Source organism: Streptomyces sp. AJS327 (assembly GCF_013450295.1).
Classification (GTDB): domain Bacteria; phylum Actinomycetota; class Actinomycetes; order Streptomycetales; family Streptomycetaceae; genus Streptomyces.
The window spans coordinates 823298-846658 of record NZ_SKBR01000002.1; the positions used below are offsets into that span (position 1 = coordinate 823298).

The window sequence follows — 23361 nt, forward strand, 5'->3', positions numbered from 1 at the left end:
AGCAGGCGAGACTCCGTCGTATGGGAGCGGTGATGAGCGCCGCAGCCGAACGCGAGCGGAACGAGCAGCAGTACCTCTGGCCCGTTCCCCCCGAGGGCGGGTGGACGGCGGACGACCTCGACAGACTTCCCGGTCTTCCACCGCACACCGAGCTGATCGACGGGAGCCTCGTCTTCGTGAGCCCGCGGAACGTTTTCGCATGCTTGCCCTCCGGCTGCTGGAATCGGCCCTGACGACGCGGATTCCGGAGCGTCTCGCCGTCTTCCGGGAGCTGACCGTCCACCTGGGCAGGCGGGACCGCCCCGAGCCGGATCTCCTGCTCGCGTCGGCTGACGCGGACACCGGCCCCCGGGAGACCAGACTCCTCCCCGAGGACGTGGTGCTGGCGGTCGAGGTGGTCTCGGCGGACTCCATGGAGCGGGACCGGGAGCTGAAGCCGCGGAAGTACGCGGCGGCCGGGATCCGGCACTTCTGGCGCGTGGAGGAGGACGGGGGCCTCCCCGTGGTCTACGTCCACGAACTCGATCCCGCCACCGCCGAGTACGCCCTGATGGGCATTCACCGGCGGCAGCTGAGGGTGGACGAGCCCTGCGTCCTCGACATCGACCTGACGGCGATGGGCCGCCGTAAGTCCCGCCCGGACCGGGAGAGTTCGGCGGACTGAAGCCGCTGGACGGCGCGGCCCGGGGCAACGGCCCCGGGCCGCGCCGACGTGCGCGGGCGGGAGCGCGCCTGGAGGGGGCCGTCCCCCGCGGGGCACGGACGGCTCCTCGCACGCTCTCCGGTCGCTGGGAGCCCGGGGCCGGGCGTGGCCGGTGGGCTGGCCGGGTTGGGTGGCGTCGGGCGCGGGGCCCGTCCGCCGGGCCGTGGGCCGGTGGGGGCGGCGCGTCCCCCACCCCAGAGGTCCCCCGGTCCGCGTGCCGCCCGGCGTGTGGGGCGGCGCGCGCCGGGATTCCGTCCGCGCGCGCTCCTCCCGGACCCGGCCGTGCCCCCTCGCCTCGTGGCGCTCCGGGGCGCACCGGCCCGCGTGAGCGCGTGGAGGGCCTCCTTCCCGCCGCGTTCCACGACCGCGCGGGGTGTGTGACGGCACATGGGATGGGGCTTCTCCAGTCGGCTTCCAGCCGTTTTCCGGGGCGGTACCGGGAGGCGCCGTCACCGGTGGGGAGGTTCTTCAACTCCCGTGCGCAGCCGGGGCGATCCGTCCGAATCGGCCGGATCCGGCGCTCAACACCACATCGGCCAGCGGCATGTGCCGGTTGGGACTTCAGGGCTGATCGGAATTGGTTATGCTGCCTCCGGTTCAGCGTGCCGATGCGAGTTCCGCAGGTCAGCTCTGTCCAAAGCTGACGGTGACTCATGTCTGCGGGGGAAAGGGGCTGTCGAGCCCCTCGCTGGCACCGAGTACCGCAAGTCACAGCTCACACTCATGGTTTGAGGATGCCGATGGTTCGTGCTGGATCGTCCCCCGGAGGCCAGCGACCGGCCCCTGTTCCTGGTTGGATACTCCCGCCGCTCGCGATGGCCGCCTGCACGGTCGTCGCTGTCGTGCTCGTCTCCTCGGAGGCCCGTCTGGCGGTGCTGATCTGCGGTGCCGTCGGGACGATAGCGGTGGCCCTGGTGGCCGCGGAGGCCATCCGCCGCGGGCGGGCGCTCACCGAGCTGCGTCGGCGTACCGAGGAACAGGAAAGCCTGCTGAAGCAGCAGTTGGTGCAGCAGGAGGCCGAAACGGTACGCCTGGCACGGGAGTTGCTTCCGGCAGCCGTCGCGCGGCTCCAGCAGGGCGAGTTCGCCGAGGACGTGCTCGTCGGCATCAACGCCAGCGAGCAACTGGCCCCGGACTTCCAGGCGGCGCACGACGCGGTCGTGCGGTCCGTCGTGGAAGCGGTACAGGCGGAGGAGGACCTGCGCGAGTCGGCGCACCGCGCCTTCGTGAACATCGCCCGCCGCGTCCAGGCGATCGTCCACCAACAGGCCACGGACCTGCGGGAGATGGAGGACCGGCACGGTCAGAGCCCCGAGGTCTTCGGTGATCTGCTCCGGCTCGACCACGGCACCGCCCTGATCGGCCGTCTCGCCGACAGCATCGCGGTGCTCGGCGGGGCCCGTCCCGGCCGTCAGTGGACCAAGTCGGTGCCGCTGTTCAGCGTGATGCGTGGCGCGATGTCGCGGATCATCGACTACCAGCGGGTCGAGCTGCACTCGGTCTCCGAGGTGGCGGTGGTCGGCCCGGCGGTGGAGCCGCTGATCCACGCGCTCGCCGAGCTGCTGGACAACGCCACCCGGTACTCCCCGCCGCAGGCCCAGGTCCACCTGACGGCCGTCGAGGTGCAGGCGGGTATCGCCGTCGAGATCGAGGACGGCGGGGTGGGGCTGAGCGAGGAGGCCCGGGCCCGCGCCGAGCGCATGCTGCGTGAGGCACAGGCCGGTATCGACCTCAACGACCTCGGTGAGACACCGCGGTTGGGTCTGGCCGTGGTCGGCAGGCTGTCGCAGTCCAACCGCTTCCAGGTCTCCCTGCGGCCCTCGGCGTACGGTGGCGTCCGCGCGGTGCTGATCGTGCCGCAGGATCTCATCACCACCGGTACCGCCACCGGCCGGGCACACGGCATCGGTGCCGCGTCCGGCCCCCGTCCGGCGGCGACCCCCTCGGGGAGCGCCACCGCCTCCAGGACCAGTGCCCCGTCCGCGCGGCAACAGGCCGTGGCCACCGAGCCGCAGGGCGCTCCCACGAACCACTGGGACGAGGATGAGATTCCCGTCGTACACGAACGCACCGCCCAAGGGCTCCCGCAGCGGCGCCGACGTGCACCGTCCTCGGCAGGTGCCGCGGCGAGCGCGCCCGCGCAGGCTGCCCCCGCCCCCCCGGCCCGGACGAGCGCGCCGGAGCCGGATCCCGTTCAACCCGGCGTGTGGTTGGCCGACTTCCAGAGCGGCCTCGCGGGTGGCGCTCCGGCCGACTCTTCCCGGAACATCAGCGACGATCCGTCAGATAAGGGTGAGCAGTCGTGATTCAGCATCGGGCCGACATGGACTGGATGCTCAAGGATCTCGCGGAGAGTGTTCCGCAGACCCGCCACGTCGTGGTGCTGTCGGCAGACGGCTTGCGCATGGCCCAGTACGACACCGACACGGAGGCCGCCGACCGGCTGGCCGCCGCCTGCGCCGGACTCCAGAGTCTGGCGTCCGCCGTGGCCGCGGAGTTCCCGCACAGCGACGGCCGGATGAGGATGGTCGTCATCGAGGTCAGCGGGGGGTTCTTCTACCTCATGGCCGCGGGCGCCGGAGCTTATCTGGCGGTGCTCGCCGATGAGGGAGTCGACGCCGGCCTGATGGGCCAGCGGATGCGTGACCTGGTAGCGCGCATCGGCGCCCACCTCAACAGCCCGCCACGGCACGACGGGCAGGTTACATGAGTGGTCCTGACCAAGGGTGGGATGAGGGCAATCCGGAGCGGCTCTATGTGATCACGGGCGGGCGAAGTGGCCCCTCTCAGCAGGGAGCGGTCGACCTGGTGACGCTCATCGTCGCCAGGTCGGGTCCGCGCCCCGGAGGCCAGCCCGAGCACTCGGCCATTCTGCGGCTGTGCAGCTCCCCGCTCTCCGTGGCTGAGATCTCCGCGTATCTGGACTTGCCGGTCAGTGTGGTCACCGTGCTGCTCACCGATCTGCTGACCGAGAAACGGGTGGAAGCGCGTGCGCCCATACCGGCCGCCAAACTTCCCGACGTCGCACTCATAGAGGCGGTAATGCATGGACTTCAACAACTCTGAGGCGGTCCCGGGGCCACGTAGCCAGGACGTACTCCCCGCGTCGGCCTCCTCAGCGGTCAAGATCGTCATTGTCGGTGGGTTCGGCGTCGGCAAGACCACCCTGGTCGGTTCCGTGAGTGAGATCAGGCCACTCACCACCGAGGAGACGATGACGCAGGCCGGTGCGGGCGTCGACGACATCAGCGGGATCGAGGGCAAGTCGGCGACCACCGTCGCCATGGACTTCGGCCGCATCAGCCTCAACGACGAACTCGTGCTGTACCTGTTCGGCACGCCGGGCCAGCAACGGTTCTGGTTCCTGTGGAACGGCCTGTTCAACGGGGCGCTCGGCGCGGTGGTGCTGGTCGACACCAGGCGGCTGGAGGTGAGTTTCGACGTGATCGGGCGGCTGGAGGAGCGGCAGGTGCCCTTCGTCGTCGGTATCAACTCCTTCCCGACCGCCCCCAGTTACGAGGTCGAGGACCTGCGGGCGGCGCTGGACCTGCCCGAGACGGTGCCGATCGTCGACTGTGACGCGCGCAAGCGGGAGTCGAGCCGCGACGTGCTGCTGACCCTGATGCGCTACCTGCACTCCATGGCGGCCACCACCGAGGCGTCCTGACCCCCGGCGTCCACGCGCGCCCCCCACGTCACCCGCCAGAGTGGCCGTCCGGGACGCCCACCGGGGAAGGAACGGGGAGCGAGCGGGAGTACCGGGGGTGGGACCAGGGTCGGAGCGGGCCGTCGTGCCTCCGGCCCGGTGGTGGAACCGTGTGGTGGGGGAGAAGTGCCCGAACCTGAGTGGTGGCCGCGGGTCGTCCGGGTGGGTACCGCCGTGATCGCCGTGGTCGCGCTGCTCGTCCTGCTGATCGCGGTGGTCGCGCTGGTCGTGGGCGGTGGCGCCGTGGAGCGGGCGCCGTGGAGCACCAGCTCCCTGGCCCGGACCGCCGGCCGGTGACGCGCGCCCGGCCGGGGCCTGCCGGCGCCCGCGCCGGACGCGTGGCCCCGTAGCGGCCGGACGCCTTCGAAGGCGTGCCCGTGAGGTGCGCGCCGAACCGGTGCGGCCCGACCGACGCGTGGGCGTGGCCGGGGCGCGCACCCCGGGGCACGGGGGAACGCGCCGTCGGATCCGCTCTCCGCAGCGGCCACAATGGAGTGCATGACTGACTCCCTCGCAGATCCCCGTCTGCGCCATCCCGCCATGGCGGACGCTCCGAACGGCCCGCGCGACGTCGTCATCCTCGGGTCCACCGGATCGATCGGTACCCAGGCGGTCGACGTGGTGCTGGACAACCCCGAGCGCTTCCGCGTCACCGGACTCTCCGCGGGGGGCGGCAACCTGGAGCTGCTGGCCGGGCAGGCGCACCGCCTCCAGGTCCGCACCGTGGCGGTGGCCCGGGACGACAGAGCGGTGGAGCTGCGGGAGGCGCTGCGGGCCGAGTACGGGGTGGGGGAGCCCATTCCGGAGGTGCTGGCCGGTCCGGACGCCGCCACCGAACTGGCGGCCAGCGAGTGCCACACGGTGCTCAACGGCATCACCGGGTCGATCGGGCTGGCGCCGACCCTGGCCGCGCTGCGCGCCGGGCGGATACTGGCGCTGGCCAACAAGGAGTCCCTGATCGTCGGGGGCCCGCTGGTGCGGGAACTGGCCGGTCCCGGGCAGATCGTGCCGGTCGACTCCGAGCACTCGGCGCTGTTCCAGGCGCTGATGGGCGGCGAGCGGGCGGAGGTGCGCAAGCTGCTGGTGACCGCCTCGGGTGGGCCGTTCCGCGGCCGGAGCCGGGCCGAGCTGGCCGAGGTGACCCCGCGGGACGCGCTGGCCCACCCGACCTGGACCATGGGCCCCGTCATCACCGTGAACTCCGCGACCCTGGTCAACAAGGGGCTGGAGGTCATCGAGGCGCACCTGCTCTACGACCTGCCGTTCGAGCGGATCGAGGTGGTGGTGCACCCGCAGTCGGCCGTGCACTCCATGGTGGAGTTCACCGACGGCTCGACGCTGGCCCAGTGCGGCCCGCCGGACATGCGGCTGCCGATCGCGCTGGGACTGGGCTGGCCCCGCCGGGTGCCGGACGCCGGGCCGGTGTTCGACTGGTCGAAGGCGATGTCCTGGGACTTCCTCCCGCTCGATCCCGAGGCGTTCCCCGCCGTGCCCCTGGCCTGCCACGTCGGGGCGCTGGGTGGCACCGCGCCGGCCGTCTTCAACGCGGCCAACGAGGAGTGCGTCGAGGCGTTTCTCGCGGGGAGGCTGCCGTTCACCGGGATTATGGATACCGTCGCGGCGGTAGTCGAGCAGCACGGCGACGCAGCGGCCGGAACCGACCTGACCCTCGCCTCGGTCCTCGACGCTGAGAGCTGGGCGCGACGGCGCGCCCGCGAGATGGCGGTAGCGGAGGCACAGGTATGACCACCTTCATGACGATCCTGGGGATAGTCGTCTTCGTGGTGGGGCTGCTCTTCTCCATCGCCTGGCACGAGCTGGGCCACTTCACCACCGCCCGGATGTTCGGCGTCCGGGTCCCGCAGTTCATGGTCGGCTTCGGGCCGACGGTCTGGTCGAAGACGCGGGGGGAGACCGAGTACGGGCTGAAGGCGATCCCGCTCGGCGGCTACATCCGCATGATCGGGATGTTCCCCCCGGGGGACGACGGCGCGATCCGGAAGCGGTCCTCCTCGCCGTTCCGCGGCATGATCGAGGACGCCAGGGCGGCGGCGTACGAGGAGCTCCAGCCGGGGGACGAGAAACGGCTGCTGTACACGCGGGCACCGTGGAAGCGGTTCATCGTGATGTTCGCCGGGCCCTTCATGAACCTCGTCCTGGCCGTCGTGATCTTCGTGACGGTGCTGATGACCTTCGGTATCAACACCCAGACCACCACCGTCTCGACCGTCTCCCAGTGCGTGATCCCGGCCTCGGCGCAGAGCGACAGCTGCCCCAAGGACGCGGTCGACTCCCCGGCGAAGGCCGCTGGGCTCAAGCCGGGCGACCGGATCGTGGCCTTCGACGGGCAGCGGGTCGAGGAGTGGGGACAGCTCCAGCAGCACATCAGGGACACCACCGGCGCCGCCACGATCACCGTCGAGCGGGACGGCGCGCGGCGGACGCTGCGGGCGGACCTGATCGAGAACAAGGTGGCCAAGTCCGACGGCCGCGGCGGCTACGTCGACGGCGAGTACGTCACGGCGGGGTTCCTTGGCTTCACCCCGGCCAGCGGCGTCGTACAGCAGAGCTTCCCGCAGGCCACCGAGCGCATGGGCGACATGATGGTCTCCGGGGTGGAGCACCTGATCGCGCTGCCCTCGAAGGTCCCCGACCTGTGGAACGCCGCCTTCGACGGCGCCGAACGGGAACAGGACTCCCCGATGGGCGTGGTGGGCGCCGCCCGGGTCGGGGGCGAGGTGGTCTCGCTGGACATCCCCGCCAGCCAGCGTGTGGCGACGATGCTCTTCCTGGTCGCCGGGTTCAACCTGTCGCTGTTCCTGTTCAACATGCTGCCCCTGCTCCCGCTGGACGGCGGGCACATGGCGGGCGCCGTCTGGGAGTCGATCCGCCGGGGCTTCGCGAAGCTGTTCCGGCGGCCGGATCCGGGCCCCTTCGACGTCGCGAAGTTGATGCCGGTGGCCTATGTCGTCGCCGGGGTGTTCATCTGTTTCACCCTGCTGGTGCTGGTGGCCGACGTGGTCAACCCGGTCCGGCTCGTGGGGTAGCCGCCCGGCGAACCGCACGAGGGGTCGCGCCTGGGGACGTTTGTTCCCAGGCGCGACGTGTGCTCCGGTTGCCGGGGATTTCTCCGTTCGATGTGCCGAGCGGCCCCGGGGTGCCGTAATCTCGGCTGCCGGAGCCCGTCGATCTCGGGACCAAGAAATCAGACCATGGGGTTGCTCGCCAGATGACTGCGATTTCGCTGGGAATGCCGGACGTACCCATCAAACTCGCCGAACGTCGCACCAGCCGGAAGATCCAGGTGGGCCCGGTGGCCGTGGGGGGAGACGCCCCCGTGTCGGTGCAGTCGATGACCACCACGCGCACCTCGGACATCGGCGCCACGCTCCAGCAGATCGCCGAGCTGACCGCCTCGGGCTGCCAGATCGTCCGCGTCGCCTGCCCGACCCAGGACGACGCCGACGCGCTGTCCACCATCGCCAGGAAGTCACAGATCCCGGTGATCGCGGACATCCACTTCCAGCCGAAGTACGTCTTCGCGGCGATCGACGCGGGCTGCGCGGCCGTCCGCGTCAACCCGGGCAACATCAAGCAGTTCGACGACAAGGTCAAGGAGATCGCCCGCGCCGCGCAGTCCGCGGGCACCCCGATCCGGATCGGCGTCAACGCGGGCTCGCTGGACCGGCGGCTGCTGGAGAAGTACGGCAAGGCCACCCCGGAGGCGCTGGTCGAGTCGGCGCTGTGGGAGTGCTCGCTCTTCGAGGAGCACGGCTTCCGGGACATCAAGATCTCCGTGAAGCACAACGACCCGGTCGTCATGGTCAACGCCTACCGCCAGCTGGCCGCCCGGTGCGACTACCCGCTGCACCTGGGCGTCACCGAGGCGGGCCCGGCCTTCCAGGGCACCATCAAGTCCTCCGTCGCCTTCGGCGCGCTGCTGAGCGAGGGCATCGGCGACACCATCCGCGTCTCCCTCTCGGCCCCGCCGGTCGAGGAGGTCAAGGTCGGCATCTCGATCCTGGAGTCGCTCGCCCTGCGCCAGCGCCGTCTGGAGATCGTCTCCTGCCCCTCCTGCGGCCGCGCCCAGGTGGACGTCTACAAGCTGGCGGACGAGGTCACCGCCGGGCTGGACGGGATGGAGGTGCCGCTCCGGGTCGCGGTCATGGGCTGCGTGGTCAACGGCCCCGGCGAGGCCCGCGAGGCGGACCTCGGGGTGGCCTCGGGGAACGGCAAGGGCCAGATCTTCGTCAAGGGCGAGGTCATCAAGACCGTTCCGGAGTCGAAGATCGTGGAGACCCTGATCGACGAGGCGATGAAGATCGCCGAGCAGATGGAGAAGGACGGCGTCGCCTCCGGCGAACCGCAGATCTCCGTCGCCGGCTGACGACGGCGCGGCCGCCGCCCGGCCGCCCCGCCCGCACACGGTGCCCCCGTCGCCCGGACCTCCGGGCCGGGGGCACCTTTGTTCCCGGCCGGGGGCGGCCGGGCCGAGCGGGGGCGGCGCACGGCGCACGGAGGTACAGTGCGAGGGATACCCTCCGCCCCTGGCCGTACGGTGAGGCAGCCGCACGTTGTTGACCAGCACCTCCACCCGCGTCGTCGAGCCCGCCGAGCTCGACGAGGTCCTCGCGGTACTCCGCCGCGAACCGTTGAACAACGCCTTCGTCGCGGCCCGGGTACAGGTCGCCGGGCTCGACCCGTGGCGACTCGGCGGCGAGATGTGGGGCTGGTACCAGGACGGCAGGCTGGAGTCCCTGTGCTACGCGGGCGCCAACCTCGTCCCGCTGTGCGCCGGCCCCGAGGCGGTACTGGCCTTCGCGGAACGCGCCCGGAGGCAGGGGCGGCGCTGCTCGTCCATCGTCGGACCGGCCACCCCCACCGCCGCGCTCTGGGAGCAGCTGGAGCCCTCCTGGGGCCCGGCGCGCGAGGTCCGCGCCCACCAGCCGCTGATGGTCGCCGACCGGATGCCGTCCTCCGTGACGCCCGACCCCCTGGTGCGCCGGGTCGGCAAGGGCGAGATGGAGCAGATCCTGCCCGCCTGCGTCGCGATGTTCACCGAGGAGGTCGGGGTCTCGCCGCTCGCCGGGGACGGCGGGCTGCTCTACCAGGCCCGGGTGGCCGAGCTGGTGGGCGCGGGCCGCGCGTTCGCCCGCTTCGAGGACGGCGCGGTGGTCTTCAAGGCGGAGATCGGCGCCGCCACCCCGTACGTCTGCCAGATCCAGGGGGTCTGGGTGGCCCCGGAGCGCCGCGGCGAGGGCCTGTCCGAGACGGGGATGGCGGCGGTGCTGCGCTTCGCGCTGACCGAGGTGTCCCCCCTCGTCAGCCTGTACGTCAACGACTACAACGCCCCCGCGCGGGCGGCCTACCGGCGGGTCGGCTTCCAGGAGGCCGGGGCGTTCATGAGCGTGTTGTTCTGAGTCGGGGACCGGTACGCGGATGGCGTGATTCCGCCGCCGGGCCGGACGGGCCGCGGCCCGTGGCGGAACCGCGTGGCACAGGCGTTAGCGGAGGGGCCCCCGAGCAAGTAGCCTCCCCGCCATGCTGGATTCTTCCGGGGGGTGGGCCCCGGACTCCGGGGGTACCGTCGTCGGTCCGCTCGACCTCGCCTCGCGCGTGGACGAGGCGCTGAGCGTGCAGGCGGACGCCTTCGGGCTGAGCCCCGAGGAGGTCGGGGTCCGGCGGAACATCGTGCGCCGCCACGCGTCCGCCCCCGGGGTGCGCGCGCTGGGCGCGACCACCGCGCGGGGGCGGCTGGCCGGGTTCGTCTACGGCATGCCCAACGACCGCGGCCACTGGTGGTCCTCGATGGTCCTGCCCAACCTGACCCGGGAGGGGAACGCGGGCTGGCTGGACGACGCCTTCGTGATCACGGAACTCCACGTGCACCCGGACTTCCAGCAGCGCGGTATCGGCCGCCATCTGATCACGGCGCTCACCGACGGGGCTCCACACCCGCGCTCACTGCTCTCCGCAGTTGACGAGGAGACCCCGGCCCGCGCGCTCTACCGCGCGCTCGGCTACCGCGACCTGGCCCGGCGCGTGCACTTCCCGAGCGCGCCCCGGCCGTACGCGGTGATGGGGGCCTGGCTGCCGCTGCGGCGCTGAACACCTGTGCGGCTCCGGTCCGCGCGGGTCCGCCGGTCGGATAGGCTCGCTCCGCGCGGAATTCCCGCACCGTCCGCCCCTGAACGGCCCCTCCAGGAGAACCCCATGGCTGCCCGAGTCCAGCGCCTGTCCCGGTCGATGCTGAAGACCCTGCGGGACGACCCGGCCGACGCGGAGACGACGAGCCACAAACTGCTGGTGCGCGCGGGCTACGTGCGCCGCACCGCCGCGGGGATCTGGAGCTGGCTGCCGCTGGGCAAGCAGGTGCTGGAGAACGTCACCCGGGTCGTCCGGGAGGAGATGGACGCCATCGGCGGCCAGGAGGTGCTGCTCCCCGCGCTGCTCCCCAAGGAGCCCTACGAGCAGTCGGGCCGGTACGAGGAGTACGGCGAACTGCTGTTCCGGCTGCGGGACCGCAAGGGCGGCGAGTACTGCCTCGGCCCGACCCACGAGGAGATCTTCACCCAGGTCGTCAAGGACCAGTGCGCGTCCTACAAGGACCTGCCGGTGATCCTCTACCAGATCCAGACCAAGTACCGGGACGAGGCGCGTCCCCGCTCCGGCATCCTGCGGGGCCGCGAGTTCGTCATGAAGGACGCCTACTCCTTCGACGTCTCGGACGCCGGGCTGGCCGACGCGTACGCCCTGCACCGGGCCGCCTACCAGCGGATCTTCGAACGGCTCGGGCTGGACTACCGCATCGTCTCCGCCGTCTCCGGCGCGATGGGCGGCTCCGCCTCGGAGGAGTTCCTCGCCCCGGCCGCCGCCGGCGAGGACACCTACGTGCAGTGCCCCTCCTGCGGCTACGCCGCCAACACCGAGGCGTACACGATCACGGTGCCCCCGGTCTCCGGCGACCACCCCCCGGTGGAGGACCTGGACACCCCGGACACCCCCACCATCGAGACACTGGCCGCGCAGCTGGGCGTGCCCGCCTCGGCGACCCTGAAGAACCTGCTGGTCACGGTGGACGGCGAGATCGTCGCCGTCGGGGTGCCGGGGGACCGCGAGGTCGACATGGGCAAGCTCAGCGAGCAACTTGCCCCCGCCCAGGTCGAGTTGGTCACCGCCGAGGACTTCGTCGACCGTCCCGACCTGGTCCGCGGGTACGTCGGCCCGCAGGGCGGCATGGCCCGGACCGCCTTCCGCTACCTCGCCGACCCCCGCGTCGCCCCCGGTACCGCCTGGATCACCGGCGCCAACAAGCCCGACACCCACGCGCGGAACGTGGTCTGCGGCCGGGACTTCGAGGTCGACACCTACCTGGATGTGGCCGTGGTGCGGCCCGGCGACCCCTGCCCCCGGTGCGGGACGGGGATCGAGCTGGACCGGGCGATCGAAATCGGCCATATCTTCCAGCTGGGCCGCAAGTACGCCGACGCCTTCGAGCTGGACGTGCTGGGCCAGGACGGCAAGCCCGCCCGGGTCACCATGGGCTCCTACGGTGTGGGCGTCTCCCGGGCCGTCGCGGTACTGGCCGAGCAGACCGCCGACGAGCAGGGGCTGTGCTGGCCGCGCGAGATCGCTCCGGCCGACGTGCACGTCGTCGCCGCGGGCAAGGCGGCGCAGACCGACCTCGCGCTGGAGGTGGCCGAGCAACTCGGCGCCGCCGGGGTCCGGGTCATCGTCGACGATCGCGCGGGCGTCTCGCCCGGGGTCAAGTTCACCGACGCCGAGCTGATCGGCGTCCCGACGATCCTGGTCGTGGGGCGCGGAGCGAAGGACGGCCTGGTCGAGCTGAAGGACCGGCGCACCGGGGAACGCGAGGAACTCGCCGTCGCCGACGCGCTGAGCAGGCTCACCGCCCGCACCGCCTGAACCGCGTGGGCGAGCCGCGGCCAGTGACCGCCGCCCGGCCCGGAACCGTCCGGGCTGGCCGCGGCGGCCGCTCCGGGCCACCGCGCTCACAGCCAGGTGGCGAACTCCAGCAGGGTGCCGCCGTCCGCCGGCTGGCCACTGGCGAGATGCCGCACCCCGGACTCCACCGCGCGGTACACCGACCAGTCGCGCAGCCGGTCCCGGTCCAGGTCGAGGGAGTCGGCCAGCCGCCGCACCCGGCGGCGGGCCGCGGCCGGGGCGCCGGACGACCCCACCAGGTCGTGCAGCCGGTCCCGGACCAGCCGCGCGAGATCGTAGGCGGGTTCACCGACGACCGGATCGGGTCCCACCACCAGCCAGGGCGCGCGCTCCGCGTCCGAGGAGAGCACCGTGCCCTGCCGGAAGTCGCCGTGCAGCAGCACCCCCTCCGGCGCGCTGTCCAGCAGCCCGTCCCGCAGCTCCAGCGCCTGCCGCACCAGTGCGTCCGCCTCCTCGGGGACGTGCGCGCGCAGCACCGCCACCTCGGCGCCAGTGCGTTCAGCCACCGTCGGGAACATCCGGTCCGCGGTGTCCTCGACGTCCGCGGTGTTCCCGGCGTTTGCTGCGTTCGTCCCGTCCACCGGGGTGGCGGGGGCCGCCGGGTCCGGCCGTACCCAGAGCCGCATCACCGCGGAGACCGCCTCCAGCACCGCCTTCGCCTCCGGCAGCGACCGCAGCGAGACCTCGCAGTGCAGCCGCTCCAGCAGCAGCGCCCCGTCCGCCGGCTCGGCGCGCAGCAGCCGCACCGCGCCGAGGCCGTTCCAGCGGGTCAGGGCCCCGGCCTCGCGCCGCGCGCGCCGCTCGGGAGGCGCCCCGGCCGGTCCGAGCAGCTTCAGTGCCGCCGGGGTTCCGTCGGCCTGCCGCACCAGCACCACCAGACTGCTCCGCCCGCCGGGCGAGACGATCCGCTCCGGGGTGAGGTCCCACCGCTCCAGCCGCCGGGTGAGCAGCCCCGGCAGCGCGGCGAGCCAGTCCGCCGACGTGGCGGTGATCCGTGGGTCGGGGTGGCGCTCCAGGGCGTCGACGAGCCGCCGGGGCGGCTCGGGTGGCAGCGCGAAAGCCATACGTGAGCTGTGCCTTTCCGGGCGGGGACGGTTCTGGCGGAACGCTCGGCAGGCACGCGCGCCCCTCGGCGGCGCCCGGCGTCACAGCCTGCCGTGACCACCGCTTGCCGCGCCCGCCCCGGGGTCCGGCGTCCCGGGCGACCCCCCGGAGGGTGGTTCCGAGGGGGTGGACGCGCGTTCGGCGAGCCCAGGGAAGGCTACGCCGCCCCCTCTCCAGCGCGCCGACCGGATGGCCGCTTCCCGCAGCGCCGCCGCCGCGTCCCGCCGCCGCCCACCGGTGGTGGCCCGGACGAGGTCGGCGTAGGCGCCCGCCAGCCGGTCCTCCAGCTCAGCGGCGAGCCGCACCGCCGCCTCGCCGTCCGGCACCGGGAACGGCAGGGCGTAGGCCGCCGCCGCGGGCCGGGGGGTGCCGCCCAGCTCCCGGACCCGGCGCTGGAGCGTGTCCCGGCGGGCCCGGTGACTGTCGTACGCCTCCCGCACCTCGTCCCGGCGACCCCGCTCGATCTTGCCCCCGACCACGCCGTAGCCGTACAGCACGGCGTGTTCGGCGGCGAGCGCCGCCCGCACCGCCGGGAGTTCCCTCATGCCGCGTCCTTTCCGAGCAGGTAGACGTGGGTGGCTCCGGCGGCCGCCAGCGAGGCGAGCAGCCGGGCCAGTTCGGGCGGGGCGGTGGCGAGCGCGGCGGTGCGGCGGTCGGCGGCCCGCCGCTCGGCGCTGGCCAGCGCCCTCAGCGCGTCCGCCCGGTCGCCGGGCACCTCGCGGGACCGGGCGGCGGGTCCGGCGCCGGGCTCCCCGTCCCCGCCCCGGCTGGTGGGGGAGGGGCTGGATGACTCGTGGCCCGGGGTGCCACCGCGCAGCACCCTGGCGTGCTGGGCCACCGTGCGGCGCAGCGGCCGGAGCCGGTCGGCGAGCCCCTCGTGCGCCGCGATCGTCGACTCGTAGCTGGCCAGCAACCGTTCGCTCCGCCGGGCTTCGGCCGTCCGCAACTCCCGTGCCGCGGCGGCCCGTTCGGAGTCCTCGGTGTCCCCGCCCGAGCAGCCGCTGACGACCGCGGCACCGGCGGCGGCGCCGAGCGCGCCGGTGAGCAGGGACCGCCTGGGGGGCCGCGCGGTCGCCGGGGACGGCGTGAGGGACATGAGGGACTCCCTGAGCGTGAGCGTGGCCGAAGAGGGTCGGCGGACGGCGGGCCCGTACGGCACTCCGCCGGGGCGCCGTCGCGTGGCGCCGCCCGCGAGCGTAACCGCGCCCGGCGGCGAGTGGATCACGGGCCGCCCGGCCCGGCCCCATGCGTACCCGGACGTCCCACACCTCCCCCCGTCTGGTCGGCGTAACCGGTGACAGGCGCTAGGCTGGGCGCGACACGCGACTGTCACATGGCCTCTACCCACAACAGCACACGCGGCCGAGGAGTCACCCGGATGAGCACCACCCAGAGCGAGCGGCTGCGCGAACTGCTGGAGCCGTACGTGGACAGGAGGGGCCTCGATCTGGAGGAGATCGAGGTGACGCCGGCCGGGAAGCGGCGCGTCCTGCGGGTGACCGTCGACTCCGACGAGGGCGTCGAGCTGGACACCTGCGCCGAGTTGAGCCGCGAGCTGTCCGAGGCCCTGGACGAGGCCGACGCCATGGGCACCTCCCCGTACGTCCTGGAGGTCAGCTCCCCGGGCGCCGAGCGCCCGCTCACCGAGCCGAGGCACTACCGCCGCGCGCGGGGGCGGCTGGTCCGGGCCCGGCTGACGGAGGGCGCCGGAGGCGGCGAGCTGACCGCGCGGATCGTCGGTGTGGACGACGAGGGCGTGGACCTGGAGGTGCCCGGCGTGAAGGGGCGCAAGCCCACCGCCCGTCGGCTCGCCTTCGGCGAGATCGCCGCGGCGCGCGTGGAGATCGAGTTCAACCGCAAGGCCGCTGAGAACAAGGCGCAGCACGGGTCCGCGGCCACCGCTCAGGAGAGTCAGGAGGAGGCGTAGCCGTGGACATCGACATGAGTGCCCTGCGCGGGCTGGTGAGGGAGAAGGAGATCTCGCTCGACCTGCTGGTCGAGGCGATCGAGTCGGCCCTCCTCATCGCGTACCACCGCAGTGAGGCGTCCGGCGGTTCCGCGGAGGCGGGACGGCGCAGGGAAGCCCGCGTGGAGCTGAATCAGCAGACCGGCCACGTGACGGTCTGGGCCAAGGAGAGCCCGGACGAGATCGCGGAGGGCGCGGAGCCCCGGGAGTACGACGACACCCCGTCCGGTTTCGGCCGGATCGCGGCGACCACCGCGAAGCAGGTGATCCTCCAGCGGCTGCGGGACGCCGAGGAGGAGGTCACCCTCGGCGAGTACGCCGGGCGCGAGGGCGACGTCGTCAACGGCGTCGTTCAGCAGGGCAAGGACCCCAAGAGCGTGCTGGTGGACATCGGCAAGCTGGAGGCCGTGCTCCCCCCGCAGGAACAGGTGCCGGGGGAGAACTACGCGCACGGCACCCGGCTGCGCACGTACGTCGTGCGGGTCGCGAAGGGGGTGCGGGGGCCGTCGGTGACGCTCTCGCGTACCCACCCGAACCTTGTGCGGAAGCTCTTCGAGCTGGAGGTTCCGGAGATCTCGGACGGCTCGGTGGAGATCGCCGCGATCGCCCGCGAGGCCGGGCACCGCACCAAGATCGCGGTTCGGTCGACCCGGTCCGGGCTGAACGCGAAGGGCGCCTGCATCGGCCCGATGGGCGGCCGGGTGCGGAACGTCATGGCCGAGCTGCACGGCGAGAAGATCGACATCGTGGACTGGTCGGACGATCCGGCGGAGCTGGTGGCCAACGCCCTCTCCCCGGCCCGGGTGAGCGAGGTGGAGGTGCTGGACCTCGCCAGCCGCTCGGCCCGGGTCACTGTCCCCGATTACCAGCTGTCGCTGGCGATCGGCAAGGAGGGGCAGAACGCCCGCCTCGCCGCCCGCCTCACGGGCTGGCGCATCGACATTCGGCCGGATACCACCGACGGTGGAGCCGCGGGGGGCGGCTCGACGGCGCCCGGGGGCGCTCCGGGACGGGGTTCGGGGCAGGGCTGAATCAGTGCGCCGCCCGTGACCCCCAAGGGATCCGGGTGGTGTGGGGAGGTAGACTTAGCGAGTGTCTGGCCGGACGCGTGAGCGAGCATGCCCGGAACGCACCTGTGTGGGGTGCCGAGGGCGTTCAGGCAAGCGTGACCTGCTGCGTGTGGTGCTGGTCGAGGGGCGCTGCGTCCCGGATCAGCGCGGTACGCTGCCCGGTCGGGGCGCTTATGTACACCCTGTGACGACCTGCCTTGAGCTGGCCCTTCGTCGCCGGGGGTTCAACCGGGCCTTCCGGGTCCCGGGGCCGTTCGACACCGTGGAGCTGCACGCACTGGTCACACAGTCCAGCACGGCGGCACAGAACGGCACGGCAGCACCGTAAGAACAGCCCGCGCGAATCCGCGCGGGTCAGGTACCTCGCGAGTTGGAAGTAGGTCGAGATTGCGATGAGCACTCGATGAGTACGCGATGAGTACGCCCATGCATAAGTAGCGAAGGTCCGGCGGACGATCCCCGGGCCGTAAGGAGCGAAGTGGCTAAGGTCCGGGTATACGAGCTCGCCAAGGAGCTTGGAGTCGAAAGCAAGGTCGTCATGGCCAAGCTCCAGGAACTCGGTGAATTCGTCCGTTCAGCGTCCTCGACGATCGAGGCCCCGGTGGTGCGCAAGCTCACCGACGCCCTCGACGCGGGCGGTTCCAACGGAGCCAAGAAGTCGGCGGCGAAGCCCGCCGCCCCGAAGAAGTCGGCCGCGAAGCCCGCGGCGCCCAAGCCGGGCGCCGGGTCGGCGGCCCCCAAGCCGGGCGCGCCCAAGCCCGGCGTTCCCAAGCCGGGCCCCGCGGCTCCGGCGACTCCGGGCCCCAAGGGCGACGCCGGTGGCGAGTCCGCCCCCGCCGCCCCGAAGCCGGGCCCCAAGCCCCCGGCGGAGAAGCCCGCCCCGGCTGGGCCCTCGCCCTCGAAGCCCGAGTTCACCGCCCCGGCCGGGGACGCCGCTCCGGCGGCGCCGAAGCCGGGCGCGCCCCGGCCCGGACAGGGTCAGGGTCAGGGCCAGGGGCCCCGTCCGGGTGCCCCCAAGCCGGGTCAGGCGCCGAAGCCGGGTGGGCAGGGCGGTGGCCCGAAGCCGGGTCAGGCGCCGAAGCCGGGCCAGCAGGGCCCGAAGCCGGGCGGCCGGTCCTCCGGTCCGCGCCCCGGCAACAACCCGTTCACCTCCAGCGGCTCCACCGGTATGGCGCGCCCGCAGGCGCCCAAGCCGGGTGCGCCGAAGCCGGGCCAGGCGCCGAAGCCGGGTCAGCAGGGCGGCCCCAAGCCCGGTCAGGGTGGCCAGGGCGGTCAGGGTGGCCCGCGTCCGCAGGCGCCGGGTGGCGGCCGTCCGACGCCGGGCAACATGCCGCGTCCGCAGGGCGGCGGCCAGGGTGGCGGACCTGGTGGTCCGCGTCCGGGCGGCAACCGCCCGAACCCGGGCATGATGCCGCAGCGTCCGGCGGCCGGTCCGCGTCCCGGTCCGGGCCGTAGCGGTCCGGGCGGTGGCGGCGGTGGCCGTCCGGGCGGCGGTGGCCGTCCGGGTGGTGGCGGCGGCTTCGGCGGTCGTCCGGGCGGCGGTGGCCGTCCCGGTGGCGGCGGTCCGGGCGGTGGCGGCGGCGGTCGTCCCGGTGGCGGTGGCCGTCCCGGTTTCGCCGGGCGTCCCGGCGGCCCCGGTGGCCGCGGTGGCACGCAGGGCGCGTTCGGCCGTCCCGGCGGTCCGGCGCGGCGGGGCCGTAAGTCGAAGCGGCAGCGGCGCCAGGAGTACGAGCAGATGCAGGCGCCGTCGGTCGGCGGTGTCATGCTGCCGCGCGGCAAGGGAGAGACGGTCCGTCTCTCCCGGGGCGCCTCGCTGACCGACTTCGCGGAGAAGATCAACGCCAACCCGGCCTCGCTGGTGCAGGTGATGTTCAACCTGGGCGAGATGGTCACCGCGACCCAGTCGGTGTCCGACGAGACGCTGCACCTCCTCGGCGAGGAGATGAACTACACCGTCCAGATCGTCAGCCCGGAGGAGGAGGACCGCGAGCTGCTTGAGTCCTTCGACATCGAGTTCGGCGAGGACGAGGGCGGCGAGCAGGAGCTCATGCCGAGGCCGCCGGTGGTCACCGTCATGGGCCACGTCGACCACGGCAAGACGCGTCTGCTGGACGCCATCCGCAAGACCAACGTCATCGGTGGCGAGGCGGGTGGCATCACCCAGCACATCGGCGCGTACCAGGCGCAGACCACGGTGAACGACGAAGAGCGCAAGATCACCTTCATCGACACCCCGGGTCACGAGGCGTTCACCGCGATGCGTGCGCGGGGTGCCAAGTCGACCGACATCGCGATCCTCGTGGTGGCGGCCAACGACGGCGTCATGCCGCAGACGATCGAGGCGCTGAACCACGCCAAGGCGGCCGAGGTGCCGATCGTGGTCGCGGTCAACAAGATCGACGTTGAGGGCGCCGACCCGACCAAGGTGCGCGGTCAGCTCACCGAGTACGGGCTGGTGGCCGAGGAGTACGGCGGCGAGACGATGTTCGTCGACATCTCGGCGCGCGAGGGCGTCAACATCGAGCAGCTGCTGGAGGCCGTGGTCCTGACCGCGGACGCCGCCCTGGACCTGCGGGCCAACCCGCACCAGGACGCCCAGGGCATCGCGATCGAGGCGCACCTCGACCGGGGCCGTGGCGCCGTGGCGACCGTGCTGGTGCAGCGCGGCACGCTGAACGTCGGCGACACCATGGTCGTGGGCGACGCCTACGGCCGGGTCCGGGCGCTGCTCGACGACCGGGGCGAGAACGTCAAGGAAGCGGGTCCCTCGACCCCCGTCCTGGTCCAGGGGCTCACCAACGTCCCCGGTGCCGGTGACAACTTCCTGGTGGTCGAGGAGGACCGCACGGCCCGCCAGATCGCCGAGAAGCGTGCCGCCCGTGAGCGGAACGCGGCGTTCGCCAAGCGCACCCGCCGGGTCTCGCTTGAGGACCTGGACAAGGTGCTCAAGGAGGGTGAGGTCCAGCAGCTCAACCTCATCATCAAGGGTGACGCCTCCGGCTCGGTGGAAGCCCTGGAGTCCTCGCTCCTCCAGCTGGATGTCGGCGAGGAGGTCGACCTGCGCGTCCTGCACCGGGGCGTGGGCGCGGTCACCGAGACGGACATCGACCTGGCGACGGGTTCGGACGCGATCGTCATCGGCTTCAACGTCCGCGCCGAGGGGCGCGCGACGCAGATGGCCGAGCGCGAGGGCGTCGATGTCCGGTACTACACGGTGATCTACCAGGTCATCGAGGAGATCGAGGCCGCCCTGAAGGGCATGCTCAAGCCGGTCTACGAGGAGGTCGAGCTCGGCACCGCCGAGATCCGCGAGATCTTCAAGTCGTCCAAGCTGGGCAGCATCGCGGGTGTCCTCATCCGGTCCGGCGAGGTGCGGCGGAACACCAAGGCCCGCCTGCTGCGGGACGGGAAGGTCGTCGCGGAGAACCTCACCATCGAGGGTCTGCGCCGGTTCAAGGACGACGTGACCGAGATCCGGGAGGGCTTCGAGGGCGGTATCAACCTCGGCAGCTACAACGACATCAAGGTCGACGACGTGATCGCGACCTACGAGATGCGCGAGAAGCCGCGCGGCTGACGCCGCCGGTACCACGGAAGGGGCCGGTCGACGGAACCCCGGCGCGCCCGAGCGGCGCGGTGGGAAACTCCGTCGATCGGCCCCGGCCGTCGCGTGTACGGTGCGCTCGCGTGACCGGTGTTCCGGCCGCGCGGACCGTCCGTATCCAAGGCCCCACGGGTGGCTGTACCCGCACCACATGTACGTAGGGACACTCTCCTTCGACCTGCTTCTCGGCGACGTACGGTCGCTCAAGGAGAAGCGCTCCGTCGTCCGGCCGATCGTCGCCGAACTGCGCCGCACCTTCGCGGCCAGCGCGGCGGAGACCGGTAGCCAGGACCTCTACCGGCGGGCCACCGTCGGGTTCGCGGTGGTCTCGGGGGACGCGGGGCACCTCACGGAGATACTGGACCGCTGCGAACGCCTGACGGCCGCGCGGCCCGAGGTGGAGCTGCTGTCGGTACGCCGGCGCATCCACCGTGACGATGACGAATGAGCAAGGAGACCTCACCAGTGGCCGACAATGCGCGGGCGAAGCGGCTGGCGGACCTCATCCGCGAGGTGGTCGCGGAGAAGCTGCACCGGGGGATCAAGGATCCGCGGCTCGGCACGCACGTGACCGTCACGGACACCAGGGTGACCGGGGACCTCAGGGAGGCCACGGTCTTCTACACGGTCTACGGGGACGACGAGGACCGCGCCGCGGCGGCGGCCGGGCTGGAGAGCGCCAAGGGCGTCCTCCGCTCGGCGGTCGGGGCGGCGGCGGGGATCAAGCACACCCCGAGCCTCACCTTCGTGCCCGACGCGCTCCCCGAGAACGCCAAGACCATCGACGATCTCCTGGCCCGTGCCCGCGCCTCGGACGAGGAGGTCCGCAAGACCTCCTCCGGCGCGGCGTACGCGGGTGAGGCCGACCCGTACCGCAAGCCGGGCGAGGGCGCCGAGAACTCCACGGACAGCGCGGAGCACACGGAGCACACGGAGAAGGGGGCCCCCGGGGGCCCGGAGGGCGCCGGGCGCGGCGAGGGCGGGGACGTCTGAGGCCGTGGCACGGAAGAAGGACACCGATCCCGGCGGGCTCGTCATCGTCGACAAGCCCGCCGGGTTCACCTCACACGACGTGGTCGCCAAGGCGCGCGGGCTCGCGCGCACCCGCCGGGTGGGCCACGCCGGAACACTCGACCCGATGGCGACGGGCGTGCTGGTGCTGGGCGTTGGCAAGGCGACCCGGCTGCTCGGCTACCTCGCGCTGACCGAGAAGGAGTACGTCGCGACCGTCCGGCTCGGGGAGTCGACGGTCACCGACGACGCCGAGGGGGAGCGGACCGCCGCCCCCGGCGCCGCCGGGCTGTCCCGGGCCGCGGTCGAGGCGGCGGTGGCGGGGCTCACCGGGGAGATTCTCCAGGTCCCCTCCGCGGTCAGCGCCGTCAAGGTGGACGGCAAGCGGGCCTACAAACGGGTGCGGGAGGGCGAGGACGTCCAGCTCGCGCCCCGTCCGGTCACCGTCTCCTCGTTCGCCGTGCACGACCTGCGGGAGGCGCGGGCCGAGGACGGCACGCCCGTCACCGACGTGCTGGTCTCCGTGGTCTGCTCCTCGGGCACCTATGTGCGGGCGCTCGCCCGCGACCTGGGCGCGGCGCTGGGCGGCGCGGGGCATCTGACGGCGCTGCGCCGCACCCGCGTCGGCCCGTACGGGCTGGGCGAGGCGCGCACGCTGGAGGAGTTGCAGCGTGAGGTGGACGAGGCCCGGCAGGCCGCGGCCGAGGAGGGCGCGGAGGCGTCCCGTCCGCTGACGCTGCTGCCGCTGGACGAGGCGGCGGCCTCGGCGTTCCCGCGCTGGACGGTCGACGCCGAGGGGGCGCGGCTGCTGGGGAACGGGGCGCGGCTCAGGATGCCGGGCTCGGTGAGCGGCCAGGCCGGGGGCGCCCCGGTCGCGGTGTTCGGCCCGGAGCGGGGGCTGATCGCGCTCGTCGAGGAGCACGAGGGGCGCTCGAAGAGCCTCGCCGTCTTCGTCTGACGGCGGGGCGGGAGCCGGGCCGGGCGCGCTGGGGCCCGGGCGGCTCCACGCGGGTCCCCGCAGGGCACATCTGTACGGCATGGCACCCTTGGTTCCGCGAAAGAGTTCGGCGGGACAGTATTCGGCTCGGTACCGGTAGCGACGAGGAGCGGGACGTGCAGCGCTGGCGTGGTTTGGAGGACATCCCCGAGGGGTGGGGGCGCAGCGTCGTCACCATCGGCTCGTACGACGGGGTGCACCGCGGTCACCAGCTCATCCTCGGACGGGCGGTGCGGCGGGCCGGAGAGCTGGGGGTGCCCGCCGTCGCGGTCACCTTCGACCCGCACCCCAGCGAGGTCGTCCGTCCGGGCAGCCACCCCCCGCTGCTGACGCCGCACCGGCGCCGCGCCGAGCTGATGGCCGCGCTGGGGGTGGACGCGGTGCTGGTGCTGCCGTTCACCCGGGAGTTCTCGCAGCTGTCGCCGGCCGACTTCGTGGTGAAGGTGCTGGTGGACAAGTTGCACGCGCGGCTGGTCGTGGAGGGACCCAACTTCCGCTTCGGGCACCGGGCCGCGGGGGACATCGCCGCGCTCACCGAGCTGGGCGGGACCTACGACTACGCGGTCGAGGTCGTCGACCTGTACGAGGGCGGGGAGGGTTCCGGAGGAGAGGGTTCCGGAGCGGGAGCCGGTCAGCCGTTCTCCTCCACCCTCACCCGGCGCCTGATCGCCGAGGGGGACGTCCGGGGCGCCGCCGAGGTGCTGGGCCGCCCGCACCAGGTGGAGGGCGTCGTGGTGCCCGGGGCGCGGCGCGGGCGCGCGCTCGGTTTCCCCACCGCGAACCTGGAGACCCCGCCGCACACCGCCGTGCCAGCCGACGGCGTCTACGCGGGGTGGCTGACGGCCGCCGGCGAGGCGATGCCCGCCGCCATCTCGGTGGGCACCAACCCGCAGTTCGACGGGGAGGAGCGCACCGTCGAGGCGTACGCGATCGACCGCGAGGGCCTCGACCTGTACGGCGCGCACGTCACCGTGGACTTCCTGGCCTACCTGCGCGGTCAGGAACGGTTCGCCACCCTGGAGGACCTGACCGCGCGGATGGCGGCCGACGTGGACGAGGCCCGTACCGCCGTCGCCGCGGCGACCCCGCCCACCGGCACCTGATCGCCCGGGGCCCCACCGCGACCGGTCCGAACGGCCCCGGCGGCGCGCACGTCCGCACCGGCTTCGGCAACTGACTTGTGTCCGGGGCCATTTGGCGCTTTCTTGGAGTCCCGCGGCAAGGTACCGCGGGGA

At 73.0% G+C, this 23361-nt stretch carries 22 protein-coding genes and 1 pseudogene; 20 read left to right on the forward strand and 3 right to left on the reverse strand.

The genetic code is table 11. The annotated features are described in order from the left end of the window. The first annotated feature begins 32 nt into the window (after positions 1–32). The 12 genes and pseudogenes from E0L36_RS13315 to E0L36_RS13370 all read left to right on the forward strand — a co-directional run bounded on the left by E0L36_RS13315 (position 33) and on the right by E0L36_RS13370 (position 12335). Positions 33–664 (forward strand): annotated as a pseudogene (locus E0L36_RS13315) (Uma2 family endonuclease). A 779-nt stretch (positions 665–1443) separates the two neighbouring features. Next, positions 1444–3009, forward strand: coding sequence for an ATP-binding protein (locus tag E0L36_RS13320; RefSeq protein ID WP_258016158.1), 1566 nt, complete (start codon positions 1444–1446; stop codon positions 3007–3009). Between the two features lie 17 nt (positions 3010–3026). After that, positions 3027–3413 (forward strand): roadblock/LC7 domain-containing protein, encoded by a 387-nt coding sequence (locus E0L36_RS13325; protein ID WP_180929981.1) that lies wholly within the window; start codon positions 3027–3029, stop codon positions 3411–3413. Continuing rightward, positions 3410–3769 (forward strand): DUF742 domain-containing protein, encoded by a 360-nt coding sequence (locus tag E0L36_RS13330; RefSeq protein WP_180929236.1) that lies wholly within the window; start codon positions 3410–3412, stop codon positions 3767–3769. The genes E0L36_RS13325 and E0L36_RS13330 overlap by 4 nt, the downstream gene beginning before the upstream one ends. After that, on the forward strand, positions 3750–4370 hold the full coding sequence (locus E0L36_RS13335) for an ATP/GTP-binding protein (protein ID WP_180929237.1): 621 nt from the start codon (positions 3750–3752) through the stop codon (positions 4368–4370). Before E0L36_RS13330 ends, E0L36_RS13335 begins: the two co-directional genes overlap by 20 nt. A gap of 165 nt (positions 4371–4535) precedes the next feature. After that, positions 4536–4706 (forward strand): hypothetical protein, encoded by a 171-nt coding sequence (locus E0L36_RS13340; protein WP_180929238.1) that lies wholly within the window; start codon positions 4536–4538, stop codon positions 4704–4706. 201 nt (positions 4707–4907) lie between these two features. Further along, positions 4908–6155: a 1-deoxy-D-xylulose-5-phosphate reductoisomerase gene (gene dxr / locus E0L36_RS13345; protein ID WP_180929239.1), complete on the forward strand. Its 1248-nt coding sequence runs from the start codon at positions 4908–4910 to the stop codon at positions 6153–6155. Next, complete coding sequence (locus E0L36_RS13350) at positions 6152–7456, forward strand: RIP metalloprotease (RefSeq protein ID WP_180929240.1); 1305 nt, start codon at positions 6152–6154, stop codon at positions 7454–7456. The genes dxr and E0L36_RS13350 overlap by 4 nt, the downstream gene beginning before the upstream one ends. A 182-nt stretch (positions 7457–7638) precedes the next feature. Continuing rightward, positions 7639–8796: a flavodoxin-dependent (E)-4-hydroxy-3-methylbut-2-enyl-diphosphate synthase gene (gene ispG, locus E0L36_RS13355; RefSeq protein WP_180929241.1), complete on the forward strand. Its 1158-nt coding sequence runs from the start codon at positions 7639–7641 to the stop codon at positions 8794–8796. A 187-nt stretch (positions 8797–8983) separates the two neighbouring features. Beyond that, a complete protein-coding gene (locus E0L36_RS13360) occupies positions 8984–9829 on the forward strand; it encodes a GNAT family N-acetyltransferase (protein WP_180929242.1) in 846 nt (281 codons plus the stop codon). 121 nt (positions 9830–9950) lie between these two features. Next, on the forward strand, positions 9951–10517 hold the full coding sequence (locus E0L36_RS13365) for a GNAT family N-acetyltransferase (protein WP_180929243.1): 567 nt from the start codon (positions 9951–9953) through the stop codon (positions 10515–10517). Positions 10518–10622: 105 nt separating this feature from the next. Further along, positions 10623–12335, forward strand: coding sequence for a proline--tRNA ligase (locus E0L36_RS13370; protein ID WP_180929244.1), 1713 nt, complete (start codon positions 10623–10625; stop codon positions 12333–12335). 86 nt (positions 12336–12421) lie between these two features. Here the strand turns inward: E0L36_RS13370 and E0L36_RS13375 are convergent, their stop codons facing one another. The 3 genes from E0L36_RS13375 to E0L36_RS13385 form a co-directional block, all read right to left on the reverse strand. Continuing rightward, the gene (locus tag E0L36_RS13375) at positions 12422–13438 is read right to left on the reverse strand and encodes an aminoglycoside phosphotransferase family protein (protein WP_180929245.1); all 1017 of its coding nucleotides are present in this window, start codon (positions 13436–13438) and stop codon (positions 12422–12424) included. A gap of 81 nt (positions 13439–13519) precedes the next feature. Then, positions 13520–14023, reverse strand: a complete 504-nt coding sequence (locus tag E0L36_RS13380; RefSeq protein WP_180929246.1) for a ferritin-like domain-containing protein — start codon at positions 14021–14023, stop codon at positions 13520–13522. Next, the gene (locus E0L36_RS13385) at positions 14020–14574 is read right to left on the reverse strand and encodes a hypothetical protein (protein ID WP_180929247.1); all 555 of its coding nucleotides are present in this window, start codon (positions 14572–14574) and stop codon (positions 14020–14022) included. The genes E0L36_RS13380 and E0L36_RS13385 overlap by 4 nt, the downstream gene beginning before the upstream one ends. Before the next feature lie 282 nt (positions 14575–14856). On the opposite strand from E0L36_RS13385, the gene rimP reads away from it, so the two are divergent. From rimP to E0L36_RS13425, 8 genes are all read left to right on the forward strand, one after another. Then, a complete protein-coding gene (gene rimP, locus E0L36_RS13390) occupies positions 14857–15405 on the forward strand; it encodes a ribosome maturation factor RimP (protein ID WP_180929248.1) in 549 nt (182 codons plus the stop codon). A 2-nt stretch (positions 15406–15407) separates the two neighbouring features. Further along, a complete protein-coding gene (nusA, locus tag E0L36_RS13395; protein ID WP_180929249.1) occupies positions 15408–16475 on the forward strand; it encodes a transcription termination factor NusA in 1068 nt (355 codons plus the stop codon). 61 nt (positions 16476–16536) lie between these two features. Beyond that, a complete protein-coding gene (locus E0L36_RS13400) occupies positions 16537–16842 on the forward strand; it encodes a YlxR family protein (RefSeq protein WP_180929250.1) in 306 nt (101 codons plus the stop codon). Positions 16843–16992: 150 nt separating this feature from the next. After that, the gene (infB, locus tag E0L36_RS13405; protein ID WP_180929251.1) at positions 16993–20091 is read left to right on the forward strand and encodes a translation initiation factor IF-2; all 3099 of its coding nucleotides are present in this window, start codon (positions 16993–16995) and stop codon (positions 20089–20091) included. 178 nt (positions 20092–20269) lie between these two features. Further along, positions 20270–20566, forward strand: a complete 297-nt coding sequence (locus E0L36_RS13410; protein ID WP_180929252.1) for a DUF503 domain-containing protein — start codon at positions 20270–20272, stop codon at positions 20564–20566. A 17-nt stretch (positions 20567–20583) separates the two neighbouring features. Further along, a complete protein-coding gene (rbfA, locus tag E0L36_RS13415; RefSeq protein WP_180929253.1) occupies positions 20584–21111 on the forward strand; it encodes a 30S ribosome-binding factor RbfA in 528 nt (175 codons plus the stop codon). A 4-nt stretch (positions 21112–21115) separates the two neighbouring features. Continuing rightward, complete coding sequence (truB, locus tag E0L36_RS13420; RefSeq protein WP_180929254.1) at positions 21116–22087, forward strand: tRNA pseudouridine(55) synthase TruB; 972 nt, start codon at positions 21116–21118, stop codon at positions 22085–22087. A 155-nt stretch (positions 22088–22242) separates the two neighbouring features. Beyond that, positions 22243–23229: a bifunctional riboflavin kinase/FAD synthetase gene (locus tag E0L36_RS13425; RefSeq protein WP_180929255.1), complete on the forward strand. Its 987-nt coding sequence runs from the start codon at positions 22243–22245 to the stop codon at positions 23227–23229. The last annotated feature ends 132 nt before the right edge of the window (positions 23230–23361 follow it).

What these genes read in the sequence shown, in the direction of transcription:
- E0L36_RS13320 (WP_258016158.1), top strand. Translation starts at nt 1,444, where the DNA reads ATGGTTCGTGCTGGATCGTCCCCCGGAGGCCAGCGACCGGCCCCTGTT.
- E0L36_RS13325 (WP_180929981.1), top strand. Translation starts at nt 3,027, where the DNA reads ATGGACTGGATGCTCAAGGATCTCGCGGAGAGTGTTCCGCAGACCCGC.
- E0L36_RS13330 (WP_180929236.1), top strand. Translation starts at nt 3,410, where the DNA reads ATGAGTGGTCCTGACCAAGGGTGGGATGAGGGCAATCCGGAGCGGCTC.
- E0L36_RS13335 (WP_180929237.1), top strand. Translation starts at nt 3,750, where the DNA reads ATGGACTTCAACAACTCTGAGGCGGTCCCGGGGCCACGTAGCCAGGAC.
- dxr (WP_180929239.1), top strand. Translation starts at nt 4,908, where the DNA reads ATGACTGACTCCCTCGCAGATCCCCGTCTGCGCCATCCCGCCATGGCG.
- E0L36_RS13350 (WP_180929240.1), top strand. Translation starts at nt 6,152, where the DNA reads ATGACCACCTTCATGACGATCCTGGGGATAGTCGTCTTCGTGGTGGGG.
- ispG (WP_180929241.1), top strand. Translation starts at nt 7,639, where the DNA reads ATGACTGCGATTTCGCTGGGAATGCCGGACGTACCCATCAAACTCGCC.
- E0L36_RS13365 (WP_180929243.1), top strand. Translation starts at nt 9,951, where the DNA reads ATGCTGGATTCTTCCGGGGGGTGGGCCCCGGACTCCGGGGGTACCGTC.
- E0L36_RS13370 (WP_180929244.1), top strand. Translation starts at nt 10,623, where the DNA reads ATGGCTGCCCGAGTCCAGCGCCTGTCCCGGTCGATGCTGAAGACCCTG.
- E0L36_RS13375 (WP_180929245.1), bottom strand. Translation starts at nt 13,438, where the DNA reads ATGGCTTTCGCGCTGCCACCCGAGCCGCCCCGGCGGCTCGTCGACGCC.
- E0L36_RS13380 (WP_180929246.1), bottom strand. Translation starts at nt 14,023, where the DNA reads ATGAGGGAACTCCCGGCGGTGCGGGCGGCGCTCGCCGCCGAACACGCC.
- E0L36_RS13385 (WP_180929247.1), bottom strand. Translation starts at nt 14,574, where the DNA reads ATGTCCCTCACGCCGTCCCCGGCGACCGCGCGGCCCCCCAGGCGGTCC.
- rimP (WP_180929248.1), top strand. Translation starts at nt 14,857, where the DNA reads ATGAGCACCACCCAGAGCGAGCGGCTGCGCGAACTGCTGGAGCCGTAC.
- E0L36_RS13410 (WP_180929252.1), top strand. Translation starts at nt 20,270, where the DNA reads ATGTACGTAGGGACACTCTCCTTCGACCTGCTTCTCGGCGACGTACGG.